19 protein-coding genes are annotated in these 13,462 nt (G+C 67.7%); 10 read left to right on the forward strand and 9 right to left on the reverse strand.

Translation table 11 applies throughout. The features are described from left to right. The first annotated feature begins 63 nt into the window (after positions 1–63). On the forward strand, positions 64–717 hold the full coding sequence (locus ACIA76_RS17330; protein WP_397152803.1) for a TetR/AcrR family transcriptional regulator: 654 nt from the start codon (positions 64–66) through the stop codon (positions 715–717). Here the strand turns inward: ACIA76_RS17330 and ACIA76_RS17335 are convergent. The 5 genes from ACIA76_RS17335 to ACIA76_RS17355 form a co-directional block, all read right to left on the reverse strand. Further along, positions 695–1,600: a metallophosphoesterase family protein gene (locus ACIA76_RS17335; RefSeq protein WP_397153064.1), complete on the reverse strand. Its 906-nt coding sequence runs from the start codon at positions 1,598–1,600 to the stop codon at positions 695–697. The two genes, ACIA76_RS17330 and ACIA76_RS17335, sit on opposite strands and share 23 nt — an antisense overlap. Before the next feature lie 14 nt (positions 1,601–1,614). Further along, a complete protein-coding gene (locus tag ACIA76_RS17340) occupies positions 1,615–2,082 on the reverse strand; it encodes a cupredoxin family copper-binding protein (protein WP_397152804.1) in 468 nt (155 codons plus the stop codon). A 71-nt stretch (positions 2,083–2,153) separates the two neighbouring features. Continuing rightward, the gene (locus ACIA76_RS17345; protein WP_397152805.1) at positions 2,154–2,849 is read right to left on the reverse strand and encodes a ubiquinol-cytochrome c reductase iron-sulfur subunit; all 696 of its coding nucleotides are present in this window, start codon (positions 2,847–2,849) and stop codon (positions 2,154–2,156) included. Next, a complete protein-coding gene (locus ACIA76_RS17350) occupies positions 2,842–3,405 on the reverse strand; it encodes an RNA polymerase sigma factor (protein ID WP_397152806.1) in 564 nt (187 codons plus the stop codon). The genes ACIA76_RS17345 and ACIA76_RS17350 overlap by 8 nt, the downstream gene beginning before the upstream one ends. 92 nt (positions 3,406–3,497) lie before the next feature. Beyond that, positions 3,498–3,872, reverse strand: coding sequence for a cupin domain-containing protein (locus ACIA76_RS17355; RefSeq protein WP_397152807.1), 375 nt, complete (start codon positions 3,870–3,872; stop codon positions 3,498–3,500). A gap of 81 nt (positions 3,873–3,953) precedes the next feature. Between ACIA76_RS17355 and ACIA76_RS17360 the strand changes: the two genes are divergently transcribed. The 5 genes from ACIA76_RS17360 to ACIA76_RS17380 all read left to right on the forward strand — a co-directional run bounded on the left by ACIA76_RS17360 (position 3,954) and on the right by ACIA76_RS17380 (position 7,724). Beyond that, on the forward strand, positions 3,954–4,400 hold the full coding sequence (locus ACIA76_RS17360; RefSeq protein ID WP_397152808.1) for a MarR family winged helix-turn-helix transcriptional regulator: 447 nt from the start codon (positions 3,954–3,956) through the stop codon (positions 4,398–4,400). Between the two features lie 109 nt (positions 4,401–4,509). Beyond that, entirely contained in the window at positions 4,510–5,670 is a 1,161-nt protein-coding gene (locus ACIA76_RS17365) for a sensor histidine kinase (protein WP_397152809.1), read from the forward strand. Next, positions 5,667–6,335, forward strand: a complete 669-nt coding sequence (locus tag ACIA76_RS17370; RefSeq protein WP_397152810.1) for a response regulator — start codon at positions 5,667–5,669, stop codon at positions 6,333–6,335. Before ACIA76_RS17365 ends, ACIA76_RS17370 begins: the two co-directional genes overlap by 4 nt. Then, complete coding sequence (locus ACIA76_RS17375) at positions 6,332–6,679, forward strand: hypothetical protein (RefSeq protein WP_397152811.1); 348 nt, start codon at positions 6,332–6,334, stop codon at positions 6,677–6,679. Before ACIA76_RS17370 ends, ACIA76_RS17375 begins: the two co-directional genes overlap by 4 nt. Positions 6,680–6,698: 19 nt before the next feature. After that, complete coding sequence (locus ACIA76_RS17380) at positions 6,699–7,724, forward strand: crotonase/enoyl-CoA hydratase family protein (protein ID WP_397152812.1); 1,026 nt, start codon at positions 6,699–6,701, stop codon at positions 7,722–7,724. A gap of 174 nt (positions 7,725–7,898) precedes the next feature. Here the strand turns inward: ACIA76_RS17380 and ACIA76_RS17385 are convergent, their stop codons facing one another. Beyond that, positions 7,899–8,360 (reverse strand): MarR family winged helix-turn-helix transcriptional regulator, encoded by a 462-nt coding sequence (locus ACIA76_RS17385; protein ID WP_397152813.1) that lies wholly within the window; start codon positions 8,358–8,360, stop codon positions 7,899–7,901. 61 nt (positions 8,361–8,421) lie between these two features. On the opposite strand from ACIA76_RS17385, the gene ACIA76_RS17390 reads away from it, so the two are divergent. Next, on the forward strand, positions 8,422–9,387 hold the full coding sequence (locus ACIA76_RS17390) for a pirin family protein (RefSeq protein WP_397152814.1): 966 nt from the start codon (positions 8,422–8,424) through the stop codon (positions 9,385–9,387). Between the two features lie 150 nt (positions 9,388–9,537). Beyond that, a complete protein-coding gene (locus ACIA76_RS17395; protein ID WP_397152815.1) occupies positions 9,538–9,852 on the forward strand; it encodes an excalibur calcium-binding domain-containing protein in 315 nt (104 codons plus the stop codon). A 67-nt stretch (positions 9,853–9,919) separates the two neighbouring features. Here the strand turns inward: ACIA76_RS17395 and ACIA76_RS17400 are convergent, their stop codons facing one another. Then, a complete protein-coding gene (locus ACIA76_RS17400; RefSeq protein WP_397152816.1) occupies positions 9,920–10,144 on the reverse strand; it encodes a DUF3618 domain-containing protein in 225 nt (74 codons plus the stop codon). Between the two features lie 99 nt (positions 10,145–10,243). Between ACIA76_RS17400 and bcp the strand changes: the two genes are divergently transcribed. Beyond that, positions 10,244–10,717, forward strand: a complete 474-nt coding sequence (gene bcp / locus ACIA76_RS17405) for a thioredoxin-dependent thiol peroxidase (RefSeq protein WP_397152817.1) — start codon at positions 10,244–10,246, stop codon at positions 10,715–10,717. 83 nt (positions 10,718–10,800) lie between these two features. Here the strand turns inward: bcp and ACIA76_RS17410 are convergent, their stop codons facing one another. After that, positions 10,801–12,099: a hypothetical protein gene (locus ACIA76_RS17410; protein ID WP_397152818.1), complete on the reverse strand. Its 1,299-nt coding sequence runs from the start codon at positions 12,097–12,099 to the stop codon at positions 10,801–10,803. 272 nt (positions 12,100–12,371) lie between these two features. Here ACIA76_RS17410 and ACIA76_RS17415 point away from each other — a divergent pair, with 272 nt between their 5' ends. Next, positions 12,372–13,001, forward strand: a complete 630-nt coding sequence (locus tag ACIA76_RS17415) for a TetR family transcriptional regulator (RefSeq protein WP_397153065.1) — start codon at positions 12,372–12,374, stop codon at positions 12,999–13,001. On the opposite strand, the gene ACIA76_RS17420 is transcribed toward ACIA76_RS17415, so the two are convergent. Continuing rightward, positions 12,998–13,423 (reverse strand): holo-ACP synthase, encoded by a 426-nt coding sequence (locus ACIA76_RS17420; RefSeq protein ID WP_397152819.1) that lies wholly within the window; start codon positions 13,421–13,423, stop codon positions 12,998–13,000. The two genes, ACIA76_RS17415 and ACIA76_RS17420, sit on opposite strands and share 4 nt — an antisense overlap. Positions 13,424–13,462: the final 39 nt, after the last annotated feature.

A 13,462-nucleotide genomic window follows, 5' to 3' on the forward strand; every position in this document is an offset into this window, starting at 1 on the left:
CCATTGTCTCGGCCTGCCGTCGCTGCGCGGGACATGGACTCGGATGTGGAACAATCCGCGACCATGACCGATGGCACCAAGTCACAGCGGCACTACGGTGGCCGCAGTGCGGAGGAGCGGGCCGGGCAGCGCCGGACGCGCCTGCTGGAGGCGGCGCTCGAGCTGTACGGGACACAGGGGTACACCGGGACCTCGATCGAGCAATTGTGCACGGCGGCAAGCATTTCCACGCGCAGCTTCTACGACGAGATGGGCGGCCAGGAGAATCTGCTGATCGCCCTCGCCGAGGAGATCACCGGGCGGGCCGCCGTGGCCGCGCTGACCGAGCTGGAGGCCATGACCGAGCTGCCCATCGCCGAGCGGATCGCGGGCGGTTTCCGGGCCTATCTCGCGGTCACCTGCCGGACGACGCAGTCCGCCCGGATCTGCTACATCGAGGTGGTCGGGGTCAGCGATACCGTCGAGCAGTGGCGTCGGGAGTGGCGTGGGCGCATGGGCGCGCTGCTGCGGTCCGAGGCCGAGCGTGCGGTGGCGCGCGGCGAGGCCCGGCCCCGCGACTATCGGCTGTTCGCCCTCGCGATCATCGGCGCGGTCAACTCGCTGGCACAGGAGCTGGCGCTCGATCAGAAACAGGGCCCCACCCTCGACGAGATCTGCACGGAGATAATCACTCTCGTCCAGGGTGGGATCGCGATCACGCCAACTGCTCATCCTTGATCGCGAGGGCGTGCTGTCCCTTTTGGTAGGTCACCTCCCGAATGCCCAGCGCCGCATGCAGTTTGCCCGCGGGCAGGGTCACCGGCTTCGGCGTCGGGCCGTCGCCGGGCTTGGGTAGCGGATAGGCCGTGGTGGTGCCGCTGTAGAAGGTGACGTTGCCCTCGGTCTTCGTGAACAGCTGGTGCACATGGCCGTTCAGGCAGGTGACCGAGGAGAATCGGCGCAGATAACTCAGCGCCTGCGTGGCATCGTCGGTACCCCAGCCCCATTGCGGATACATGGCGAACAGCGGGATATGGCTGAACACCACGATCGGCGTGTCTTCGGTCAATCCCGCCACATCCTTGCGCACGAAATCCAGCTGATCGGGGCCCAGATGGCCGAGGTTCTGCAGATTCAGCGTATTGACCAGCGCGATGACATGCACTCCGGCGATATCGAAGCTGTACCAGCCGTCGCCGCGGGTGCCGCGGCCGAAGACCGAGCGATACTTCTGCCCCGCGTCATCGGTCGAATCATGTTCTCCCGGAACGGTGAACACATGCGGGGTGTTCAGCCCGGTCAGCATCTGCTTGACCTGATCGAACTGCTCGGGCGTGGACAGATGGGTGAGATCGCCAGTGTGGATGACGAAATCGGGCCGATAGCCCAGTGTGTTCACCTGGCCGATGGCCTCGGCGAAGGTGTCCACCACATTGGCGTTGGCCGTGCCCTGGAATCCGATATGGCTGTCGCTGAGCTGGGCGAAACGCAGATCCGGGCGGGTGGCCGCGGATGCGGTCGGCGCGCCCGCCACCTGCGAGACGACCTCCCCGCCGACCACCGCCAGCCCGACGGCCGCGCCGAACCATGCGGAGTGCCTGATCAATTGGCGACGGGTCATGGTGTGCGGATCGTTCACGGTGTCACCACCACGGTGCCGTGCATGAACGGATGAATCGTGCACACATAGTCGTAGGTGCCCGCCTTGGTGAAGGTGAAGGTGTATACGGCGCCGGTGCCCAGGCCCGGCGAATGGAAGCCGCCGTTCTTATCGGCGACGGTGTGCGGTTCCTCGTCCTTATTGGTCCAGGTCACCGCCGTTCCGGCCCGCACGCTCAGGGTGGCGGGCGCGAAGGCGAAGTTCTCGATGCTGACCGCGTCACCGGCCACCGGCGCGGAAGCCGTTGTGGTGCTGGGTGGTTCGGTCATGGCGGGCATGGGCATCATCACGGATCCGCCGGAGAATCCGGGGGTCGGCGAACCGGGCGCGAATACCGGCGTCGGATCGGCAGTGGTCGCGGAGTGCGTGCCGCAGGCCGTCAGCGCGACGGCGATGCCCGCGGCGACACCGCAGGCGCACAATGCTTTCGAGATCTGTGTCATCCGAGTTCTCCATCGTGGGCGGCGACGACCGCAGCGCCCTCACTCAGAGATACCTCCGTGGGTTACATCGGCTACGCGGGTTCGGTCGGCGCGAAAACCTCGATGGCGCCGTCGATCTCCCGGGTCCGCAGATGCGGCAGCGGCGCGGGCGCGATCGGCAGCTGATGGGTGACGACCTGCCCGTCGGTGCCGAAGGAGGTCGAATGGCACGGGCAGCGCAGCCGATCGGCGGGCGCATCGAGCCACAGCTTGCAGCCCTGATGGGTGCAGATCCCCGACAGTGCGTATGCGATCCCGTTGCGGCGGTGCACGAAACCGCGCACGGCGCCGACGTCGAACGCGACGGTCACGCCCTCGGGCACCGCGGAGGCGGCGGCGATCGCGCGCCATGCGCCATTGGTCGGAACCAGATCCTGCTGCGCCGCGGGCGGGGTGGGCTCACCCTTGGACGTCTCGAGCAGAGTCCGGTCGACGATCGCACCGGCGGCCGCGGCAGCTGCCGCGACAGAGGTACCGACCAGCACCTGCCGCCGCCTCGTCGACGGGCCGGATTCGGCGGGGGTGGCCGTACTTTCACCTATCTCACCGGCCAGCCGACGGCCCAGCCCGGTCAGGAATTCCTCACTGGGCGCCTGCGCGCCCGGCCGGGCCGACCGCAGCGCAATGGCCGCGCGCATCTGTTCGGCCTCGGCGTCGTCGGGACGAAACGCATGCGGCCGCCGACCGGCCAGCAGCTCCTCCACATAACGGCGGATTGCCCTATTCACCGCACACCTCCTCACCCGATCCGGCCGCCATCGCCAGCGCCCGGTGCTGCAGCACCTTCGCATTCGCCACGCTGACCCCGAGTTCGGCGGCCGCGTCCCGCACCGAAAGTCCCTGCAGAAAACGCAATTCCAGAATCCGCCGATACCGTTGCGGCAGACGGTCGAGCACCTTGGCGGCGCGTGCGACGGCATCCCCGGGTTCGGAGACCTCCGCCGACTCCGCCGCGAAATCCTCGTCGATAGCGGTGATTTCGCGTCCCATGCGGGCCCGCCAATACCCGGCCAGGACCGTGCGAGCGGTGGCCTTCAGATAGGCGCGCACCTCCGGCACGCTCGCCTCGAGCCGCAGCGGCTTCAGCGCGGCGGTGAACACCTCCGCGGTGAGATCCTCCGCATCGGGGCGGTTGCCGACCTTGGACATCATCAAGGCGTACACCCAGCCCACATTGTCCCGGTACAGCGGCTCCCAGCCGCTGTACCCGTCACCGGTCACCAGCCGCAGCTCCCGGGCCGGCGCATCCTCGGCCCGGCGCCCGGATTCCGGACGTCCGGCCATACCGAGCCGCCTTCCACCGAAACCTTCGGCGCATCATCACGCCCGTCAGTAGATAGCGACTCGGGTTACACCGTGCGCGTTTTCCTCGATTCTCACCTCACCCACGGCGGGCTGATGCGGGTGCCGTCGACCAGTTCGGCGCCGAAGCCGACCGGAACGGTCACCAGCAATTCCGCCCGCTCCCGGCCGGGATTGTCCAGCCTGATCGTGGCGCCGGCGGGAGCCAGCGCGGCATCGCCCGGGGCAAGGGCGGTGGATTCGCCGTCGATGGTCAATACCGCTGTGCCGGTGAGCGATACGAACACCTCCTCGCGCAGCAGGCGATGCTGCTGGCCGACGGATTCGGCATCGATCTCCACGCGCCACTGGCAGATATCGGTGCTGCCGGTGCCGGGCCGGACATAGGAGATGAAGCGGGCGTTGTGCATCTGATGGACCTGGGCCTCGTCGGCGCGGATCACGGGCATCGGACAACTCCTAACTAGTCAACCTTCTTGACTATATAGTCAATCTACTTGTCTTCTTTTGTCAAGTGCCAAGATGCATCCATGCCCACCCGCGCCCAGGATCTGCCGCTGTTGCTGTTGGCCGCCGCCGCGGAGGTCACCGAGGCGGTGCACGCGGGTGTGGTGGCGGCCGGATTCGACGATGTGCGGCCCAGTCACGGCTTCGCGTTCGTGCGCATGGCGCCCGACGGTGCGACGGTCGGTGAGATCGCCGAACATCTCGGCGTCACCAAACAGGCGGCCAGCCAGCTGGTCGAGGAGTTGGTGAACAAGGGCTACGCCCAACGCAATCCGCATCCGCGCGATGCCCGCGCCCGGCTGATCACCCTCACCGAACGCGGCTGGGCGGCGACCCGAGCCGCCGATGCGGCATTCGCCGGATTCACCGCCAGATGGGCCGACAGTCTCGGCGGCACAACGGTTTCCGAGCTGCGCGATGTGCTGGCGCGGGTGGTGCGGCCGGGCCGGGTGCGACCCTCGGCCTGGTGATCGCGCTCCGGCCGATATCTCCACCCTCGATCTCCACCCCAGGATGGTCTGCGCGACGAATCACCTGCGACGAGAATGCCCGCAGGATGCGAACACCCCGAGGAGGATCATGCGGCAGCGGCTGCGCGCCATCGGGCGGCGACTGATCGGCGGCGATCCGGAGAACAGCCCGCTCATGCGGATCATCGCGGGCGTGCTGCTGGCGGTGAATCTGGTGTACAACCACATCGGGCCCATTCCGGTCTGGATGTGGGCGGCCTCGATCGTCGCCTATCTGGGCATGGCGACGTTCGCGATCCTGGACCACCGCCGCCCTCGCGTCGCGATCTCCGCACTGATCGCCGCCGCGCTGATCAGCGCGGCGATCACCGGCCCGGCCACCGATTCGGCCTCACTGATCATGACCTGCGCGGCGATCAGCGTGATGAGCCAGCAACTCTCGGCGAGTGCCCGGATCATCATCGCCGTCGTCGCGGCGGGCGGCGCGACGCTGGCGGTGAGCGAGCTCCTGGCCCGGCATCCGGCCCGCGACCTGCCGACCCATCTGGCCATTCTGTGCGCGTTGATGCTGCTGGGTCTGTATCGGCGGCAATTCCGGCTGCGGGTGCGGGAAACGGCACTGCTGCTCGAACAGACCCGCCGCGCCCAACACGAACAGGCCCGCGCCGCCGCACTCGACGAACGCGCCCGCATCGCCCGGGAGTTGCACGACGTGCTCGCGCATTCCCTCGGCGCGTTGGCCGTTCAGCTCGATGTGGCCGAGGGGCTGTTGAGCGAGAAGAGCGATCTGCCGGGCGCATTGGCCCGGGTGCGGCGCTCGCGGCGGCTGGCCGCCAACGGTATGGCCGAGGCCCGCGCGGCGGTGGCCGCGCTGCGCAACGATATTCCGCCACTGGACGAGGCGCTGCGCGGCCTGATCGACGGATATCGGCGCGACCATCACATGACCGTGGACTGCCAGGTGACGGGCACGCCGCACGCGGTCGAGTCGGCCACCGCGGTGTCGCTGCTGGGTACGGCCCGCGAGGCGCTCACCAATGCGAGCAAACATGCGCCGGGCGCGCCGGTTTCGGTCGTGCTCACCTTCGATGCGGATCGGGTCCGGCTGTCGGTGCGGAATCCGGCCGCCCGGAACGGGAACTCGCATTCCGAGGGCGGGTACGGTTTGACGGGGATGCGCGAACGCATCGCACTGGCCGGCGGCAGCCTGTCCGCCGGACCGGGGCAGGACGGGCGGGGATGGTTGGTGACGGCGGAGGTTCCGGAGTGAGTGAACAGACCATCGACGCACCGATTCGGGTGCTCGTGGTCGACGACCAGCAGGTCATGCGCGAGGGCCTGGTCGCCCTGCTGGATCTGGTCGACGGGGTGAGCGTGGTCGGCGCGGTCGGCGACGGTGCGCAGGCCGTGCACGCGGTGGCGGATCTGGCGCCGGACGTGGTGCTCATGGATCTGCACATGCCCGTCCTCGACGGCGTCGAGGCCACCCGACAGATCGCCGAAAAGCATTCCAGCACAGCGGTTCTGGTGCTCACCACCTACTCCGACGACGAATCGATCCTGCGCGCGCTGCAGGCCGGGGCGCGCGGATATCTGACCAAGGACGCCGGGCGGGTGGAGATCGGCGCCGCGATCCGGGCCGCCGCGGTGGGACAGTCCACCTTCGACGCCACGGTGTCGCAGCGGCTGGTGGCCGCGCTGACCCACCCCGAACGCCCGCGGCCCGAGACCGAACGCGACGGCCTCACCGCCCGCGAGGCGGAGGTGATCGGGCTGATCGGCCGGGGCCTGAGCAATACCGAGATCGCGGGCGCGCTGTTCATCTCGGAGACCACCGTGAAGACCCATATCAACAACGCCTTCGCGAAGATCGGCGCCCGCAATCGCGCCGACGCCGTCCGCTACGCCTACCGCCACGGACTGGCCGAACCATGACCGATTACGCCCACACCGACCACGCGTCCAAGGGCCGCGCGGAGAAGGCCCGCCGCCTGGCCGCCTACGCCTGGCAGCGCGGCATCACCGGCGCGGAACTACTGGCCCTCCCCGCAGCGACCCGCCGCAAACTGGCCCGAGCCGCCGATACCAATCCCCCCGGCACCGAGGAGACCTGGAGCCTGGTCGCCCAGCTCCTCGACGATAAGGACATCTGGGCCGCCCGCAACCCCAATCATGCTGCGGCACAACGGGAATACTCCGAAGAGAAGATCCTGTGGGTGAAGCCCCCGGTCAAACCGTGGACCGCGGGACCGGATCCCACCCTTGACACCAAGAAATGAACCGGGGTTCACTTCTTGGGTGACCACCGATTACGAGCCCCATTCCGGTACCCGGCCCGCGGCGTGGCGGGAGGGCCTCACCTCCGGTACGGATTCGCCGTTCGCCGAGCGTCCGGCGCCGCCGGATGAGGTCTCCTATCCCACGCTGACCTATGCGGTGACCGGGCGGATCGCGCGGATCACCTTCGACCGGCCCGAGCACGGGAATGCCATCACCCCGGATACGCCGATCGATCTGGCGCATGCGGTCGAGCGGGCCGATCTGGATCCGCGCGTACATGTCATCGTGGTGTCGGGGCGGGGTAAGGGCTTCTGCGGTGGTTACGATCTGTCGATCTTCGCCGAGAGCGGCTTCGCGCCCCCGGATTCGGCGCAGCCGACCACCGGCACGGTGCTCGATCCGGCGGTACAGGCCCATAATCACGATCCCTCGGGCACGTGGGATCCCATGATCGACTATCAGATGATGAGCCGCTTCAATCGCGGCTTCGCGAGCCTGCTGCATGCGAACAAGCCGACGGTCGCCAAGTTGCACGGGTTCGCGGTCGCGGGCGGCAGCGATATCGCACTGTTCGCCGATCAGATCATCTGCGCCGACGACACCAAGATCGGCTATCCGCCCACCCGCGTATGGGGCATTCCGGCCGCCGGGATGTGGGCGCACCGACTCGGCGATCAGCGGGCCAAGCGGCTGCTGTTCACCGGCGACTGCCTCACCGGTAAGCAGGCCGTCGAATGGGGCCTCGCGGTCGAATCCTGTCCCGCCGACGAGCTCGACGAGCGCACCGAGGATCTGCTCGAGCGCATCGCACGGATGCCGATCAACCAGCTCATCATGGCCAAACTGGCCCTCAACAGCGCGCTACTGGCCCAGGGCGTCACCAACTCCGGGATGGTCAGCACCGTCTTCGACGGCATCTCCCGGCATACCCGCGAGGGCTACGCCTTCCAATTACGTTCGGAGACAGTGGGCTTCCGCGAGGCCGTCCGCGAACGCGACGAGCCCTTCGGCGACTGGAAACGCCCCCGACCCAGCAGCGAATAACCAAACGCCGCACCCTTTCCCGCACTTCGCACCCTCTGTGGGCGCCTGAAACGGGTGCGAAGCACCACAAAGGGTGCGGCGTTCCCCGCACCCCACCCGCCGCACCCTTTCTCGCGCTTCGCACCTTCTGTGGGTGCCTGGAGGGGGTGCGAAGGGTCGGAAGGGGTGCGGCTGTCAGGTCAGGGTGGTTGTGTGTTCGGCTGCGGTTGTGACCTTTTCGGCGAGGGTTCGGACTGCCTTGGCCTCGTCGTCGGTGAGGTCGTCGATGAACAGGCGGCGGACCAGGTCCACGTGGTTCGGGGCGGCGCGTTCCAGTGCGTGGCGGCCTCGGGCGGTCAATCGGACCACTATTCCGCGGGCGTCGTCGGTTGCGGGGGTGCGGGCGACCAGGCCGCGGGAATCCATTCGTGCCAGATGTTTCGAGAGTCTGCTCTTGTCCCAGCACATCTCGGCCGCCAGATCGCGGGCGCGCAGGCAGTCGCCGGGCGCGGCCGACAGGGCGACCAGGATCTCGTAGTCCGGCATCGACAATCCGTCGCGGGCCAGCCCGGCCGCCATGGCCGCATCCAGACGCTGTCGCATGCGGATGAACGCCGACCAGGTCGTCTGTTCATCCTCGCTGAGCCATCGCACCATGGGAATGATCCTAATCGAGATTTGGTTGACATGGACACCAAACGCGACCGAGGAGGTCCCGATGCCCGCCATCACCGTCGACAACATCCTGGTGCTGCCCCGACTGCCCCGCCCGGATCTGACCGAGCGACAGCGGCCGGTCGGGTCCGTCGTCACCGCGACCACCCAGCGCGAGGGCGCGGGCTTCCAGGTACACCGTCCCTTCCCGAGCCTCGAGCTGCGCTATGCCGATCCGTTCATCCTGCTCGATCAGATGGGACCGGTGGCGTATGAGCCGTACGAGGCCAAGGGTGCGCCGTGGCATCCGCATCGCGGCTTCGAGACCGTCACCTACATGCTCGACGGGACCATGGTTCATCACGACTCGAACGGCGGCGGTGGCGCCATCAGCGAGGGCGACACCCAGTGGATGACCGCCGGATCGGGCATCCTGCACGATGAGCTGCCCGCCGAACCTCTGGTGATCTCCGGCGGCCTGTTCCACGGCATCCAGCTGTGGGTGAATCTGCCGCGCGACAAGAAGATGGCCGCGCCGCGCTATCAGGATCTGCGCTCGTCGGAGCTGACGCTGGTCAGCTCGCACGACGGCGGCGCGCTGGTGCGCATCATCGCGGGCGAACTCGGCGGATTCACCGGCCCGGGCTCGACCTATACGCCCATTTCCTATGCGCATGCCTCGATCGCCCCCGGTGGCCGCCTGGAAACGCCGTGGCCGCAGCACTTCTCGGCCATGGCGTATGTGCTGGCGGGCAGCGGAACCGCCGGCGCCGAGGGTCGGCCGGTGAGCGCGGGGCAGCTGGCGGTGTTCGGGCACGGCGAGGCGATCACGATCACCGCGGACGCGCGACAGGACACGCCGACGGGCGACTTCGAGGTACTGCTGTTGGGCGGTCGGCCGATTCGCGAGCCGGTGGTGCAATACGGCCCGTTCGTCATGAACTCCCGGCACGAAATCATCGAGGCCATCGAGGATTTCGAGGCCGGGCGGATGGGTCGGATTCCGGCCGAGCATGCGACTGGGAAGTGACTGCGAGTATGCGCGAGGATCGGCCGCGCGGTTGACAACGACACTTCCCATCAGAAAGGTAGACGCAGCGGTTCCCGGGCTGTGACACAGCGGGGAGTGCCGGCCGGACCGGACCGCGGCGTACACATCGCAGCTGACAACGAGGAATACATGAACGTTCGCAGGCTCATCGTCGTGACCGTGGGCGCGGGATTGGTCACCCTCGCCGCCCCGCTCGCTCCGACCGCTTTTGCCGACCCCTTCATCCCCACCGGCTCGGCGGGCACCGGATCGTCAGGTATCGACGATGTCATCGGTGCCACGGGATCGGCGGGCCTGACCCAGACTGGTTCGGCGGGCGGCCCTGTTTACAAGAATTGCGACGAGGCGCGAGCAGCCGGGGTGGCCCCGCTGTTCCGCGGCCAGCGCGGCTACTCCCCCCACCTGGACCCGGACGGCACCGGGATGGCCTGCCCCACGGTCTGATACCCCCGTTAACAACGACACCCGGTGCGGCGCAATGCCACACCGGGTGTTTCGCATATCCGCAGGCTCAGCGACGGAAGACCTTGACCAGCACCAGCACAACCACCAGCGCCCCCGCACCGATCAGGCTGTACTTCACCTTCGGCTCGTTCACCTTCGCGATCATCGCCTGCTTGGTGTTGTCGGCGATCCGCTGCGGATCGGCCCGCACCGCGAGTTCGTCGAGTGTGTTCGCGAGCCGGTTACGCGCGGTCTCGATCTCCCGCTCGATACGCTCGGTATCCCTCGCCACGTTGTCTCCTGTAGTCGATGTGCGTCGCTGAAGCCTCGAGTCTATCGGTCGCCGGGATGTGCCGTCCGATGCCGTAGGCGTCGATTACCGTGCTTGGACATGACCGAGAATCACCGCTTGAATGTCGGCGATACCGCGCCCGAGTTCACCCTCCCCGATGCCGAGGGCAAGGAGGTGTCGCTCGCCGACTATCGCGGCCGGAAGGTGATCGTGTACTTCTATCCGGCGGCCAGCACCCCCGGCTGCACCAAGGAAGCGTGCGACTTCCGCGACAACCTGGCCGAATTGAACGGCTCCGGGATCGATGTCATCGGCATCTCTCCTGATAAGCCCGCCAAGCTCGCGAAGTTCCGTGACAACGAGAAACTCACCTTCCCGCTGCTATCCGACCCGGACCGCGAGGTCCTGCTCGCCTGGGGCGCCTACGGCGAGAAGACCATGTACGGCAAGAAGATCACCGGCGTCATCCGCTCCACGTTCCTGGTCGACGAACAGGGCCGAATCGCACTGGCCCAATACAATATCCGCGCCACCGGCCATGTGGCCAAGCTGCGTCGCGATTTGGCTGTGTAAACAAGTTCCCCCGGCTGCTTCGCAGCCGGGGGAACATATGTGGCACTACGGGAGCCGAGAGTCTTCTTCGCTCCCCGCTCGAATCACGTTCGGGGCGCGACCTGAGAGACCCACTGCATCACCAGATGCCAATGGTTGTCCCACCATTGGCTGAATTCGGGACTGGTCAGATCGGGCGGGGCGGGCTCGCCCGGAAACAGCAACGCGCCATTCGGTGCGCCAGTCGGTGTGGTCGGTGAGCCGCCCGGGGTGGCCAGTGCCGCTCCGGCCGAGCCGGTTTCGGGCAGGGCCGACGGCGCGGGCGGCTTCGCTCCCTGCTGGTCCTCAGCGGTCGGCGGTTTGGACTGGGTGTCCTGGCGCAATTCGAGCCGATGGGTGCCGCCCGGACCCCAGGCCATGGTGGCCGGATCGAGGGACACCACGGTCGCGGACGCGCTGGGCAGCGGCACCGAATCGGAGTCGGCCACCAGGGGGAGGCCCGGCTGCCCGTCGGCGGCCGCCTGATCCGTATCGGTCGGCAGCGGCCGCTCCGCCGGGCGGGTGCGATGCGAATCCGCGGCAACCCGGGCGTCGGTGAGCATCGGGGTGCCGTCCGACCTTGTGCGACTGGTCATCTCGTACACCCCGCCCGCGACCAGTCCGCCCGCCAGCACGCTCGCGGCGGCGAACAGGGCCGCGGTGCTGCGGGTGAACCGCGCGTGGTTACCGATCGCGATCACATCCGCGACCTCCGGCAGGGCCACCAGCGCCGCGCCGATGGCCGCGGCGGCCACGGGCACCCGGGACGGGACGATCGGCACACCGAATCCGGCCGCCAGGGCGGAGGCCACGGCCGGTTCCTCGGCAGCCGAACCGATCAGCACCACCGCGTCCGGGCGCACACCGGCCGCATCGAACTGATCCCATGCCGCCGTCACCGCCGGGCGCATGGTCTCCTTGTTCACCACCGCGCCGGACGAGGCGATCGACGACACCACCCGATCGCGCTCGGGCGAGATCAGCGAGAACGCTTGATAACCCGGAACCGCCTCACAGATCACCAGATGATCGAATTCGTCCACCCAGCTCATCGCCCCGGCCAGCGCCAGATGCGCCGACTTGGCCGAAACCAGCGAGGCGTCGTGCCAGGGCCCGGCCGCGAGGCCGCTGACGATCGCCCGGCGCTCGGCCGCGTCGCGATAGGTGACGGCCGCGCCGACGATTTCGTGATCGGGTCCGATCTCATCGGCGAGACTTTCCAGTGCCACCCCGACGGCCTGCACCAATTCTGATTTACCGTCGCCGCGGATGCGGACCGATCGTTGGACCAGCACCCGTTCGGGCAGCCGGCCGCCGTCGTCCGACAACGCCACCGCGTGGACGGTGCCGCGTTCGGTGGACACGCCTAGGGTCACCGCAGATCGAGCCACAGATCACGCCTCCGATGCACTGAGTCGACACGTCTCGAGGTACTCCCACTCGGTATGTGTTCGTCACCACATCCGGCGCGGATGGGTTATGGGAGGCAACGAAACGGGACACGGTCGGCGCAGCCGCGTGTCATCCGCGTGTCGCTACCGCTAGCCTGATAGTTGTGGTGGAGACGCGTGGGGCAACGAGGTCGAGTAGACGTCCTGACCCCGCGTTGGAGTTGCAGGACGACCCGCAGGAGTTGATGCCGCGCCGCCGCCCCACCCAGGAGCGCAGCAAGCGCAAGTTCGACGCCCTGTTACAGGCATCGCGGGAGTTACTGGTCGAGGTCGGTTTCGAATCGTTCACCTGCGAGGAGGTCGCGGCCCGCGCGGAGGTGCCGATCGGGACGCTGTACCAGTTCTTCGCCAACAAGTACGTCATCGTCTGCGAGCTCAATCGCCAGGATCTGGTGGCGGTTTCGCAGGAACTGGCCGACTTCCACGGTGAGGTTCCGTCGATGGACTGGCTGCGACATATGAACAAGCTGGTCGATCACCTGGCCGATCTGTGGATGACCGATCCGTCGCGGCGCGAGGTCTGGCTCGCGATGCAGTCCACCCCGTCCACGCGGGCCACGGGCGCCATCCACGAGAAGGAATTCGCCGAGGTCGTCCAGCAGATGCTGCGGCCGCTGATGCCGCGCACGCCCCGCGGCCGCCGGTCCATGATGGCCCAGGTGCTGGTGCACATGGTGTATTCGATGATGAACTTCTCCGTGCAGGACGGCCTGCGCCACGAGGACGCGGTCTCCGAGCTGAAGCGCTTGATGGTGGCGTATCTGCTTGTGGCCGAGAAGGAGTCGCGGATGGGCGGCCTGCGGACCGACGTTTAGCCGCCCGCGATCAGATCGGCCAGTTCGCCCGGATCCTCCAGCACGACCATCGCGGCGGCCACATCCCCGTCATGGGTCAGCGACAGATGCACCCGTGCCCGCGGCAGGAATTCCGCCGCCAGGCCGTGCAGTTTGATACTGGGCCGCCCCCAGGCGTCGTTCACCACCTCGATCAGCGGATAGGGGTTGTCCCCGATCTGCGGACTGCGCGCGAATCGCGAGGTGGCCCAGGCCTTGATGACGGCCTCCTTGGCCGCCCAGCGAGTCGCGTAACTGCGCGCCGGATCGGTTCCCTTGCTCTCGCAGTAGCGCCGCTCCCCCACCGTGAAGCTCTCCCGCAGCATGGTGGTCCCGGTGCGCTGCAGCTGCTCGGCGAATTCGGAGATGGTCACCAGATCCAGCCCGATCCCAAGAATCGTCACAGCGCCCCTCGATGTTGTGCGGCCCCGAAACCAACCGCA

The organism is Nocardia sp. NPDC051570, assembly GCF_044454005.1.
GTDB lineage: Bacteria > Actinomycetota > Actinomycetes > Mycobacteriales > Mycobacteriaceae > Nocardia.

Coding starts and splice junctions, on each gene's coding strand:
- ACIA76_RS17330 (WP_397152803.1), top strand. CDS start 64: ATGACCGATGGCACCAAGTCACAGCGGCACTACGGTGGCCGCAGTGCG.
- ACIA76_RS17335 (WP_397153064.1), bottom strand. CDS start 1,600: ATGACCCGTCGCCAATTGATCAGGCACTCCGCATGGTTCGGCGCGGCC.
- ACIA76_RS17340 (WP_397152804.1), bottom strand. CDS start 2,082: ATGACACAGATCTCGAAAGCATTGTGCGCCTGCGGTGTCGCCGCGGGC.
- ACIA76_RS17350 (WP_397152806.1), bottom strand. CDS start 3,405: ATGGCCGGACGTCCGGAATCCGGGCGCCGGGCCGAGGATGCGCCGGCC.
- ACIA76_RS17355 (WP_397152807.1), bottom strand. CDS start 3,872: ATGCCCGTGATCCGCGCCGACGAGGCCCAGGTCCATCAGATGCACAAC.
- ACIA76_RS17360 (WP_397152808.1), top strand. CDS start 3,954: ATGCCCACCCGCGCCCAGGATCTGCCGCTGTTGCTGTTGGCCGCCGCC.
- ACIA76_RS17365 (WP_397152809.1), top strand. CDS start 4,510: ATGCGGCAGCGGCTGCGCGCCATCGGGCGGCGACTGATCGGCGGCGAT.
- ACIA76_RS17375 (WP_397152811.1), top strand. CDS start 6,332: ATGACCGATTACGCCCACACCGACCACGCGTCCAAGGGCCGCGCGGAG.
- ACIA76_RS17385 (WP_397152813.1), bottom strand. CDS start 8,360: ATGGTGCGATGGCTCAGCGAGGATGAACAGACGACCTGGTCGGCGTTC.
- ACIA76_RS17390 (WP_397152814.1), top strand. CDS start 8,422: ATGCCCGCCATCACCGTCGACAACATCCTGGTGCTGCCCCGACTGCCC.
- ACIA76_RS17395 (WP_397152815.1), top strand. CDS start 9,538: ATGAACGTTCGCAGGCTCATCGTCGTGACCGTGGGCGCGGGATTGGTC.
- bcp (WP_397152817.1), top strand. CDS start 10,244: ATGACCGAGAATCACCGCTTGAATGTCGGCGATACCGCGCCCGAGTTC.
- ACIA76_RS17415 (WP_397153065.1), top strand. CDS start 12,372: ATGCCGCGCCGCCGCCCCACCCAGGAGCGCAGCAAGCGCAAGTTCGAC.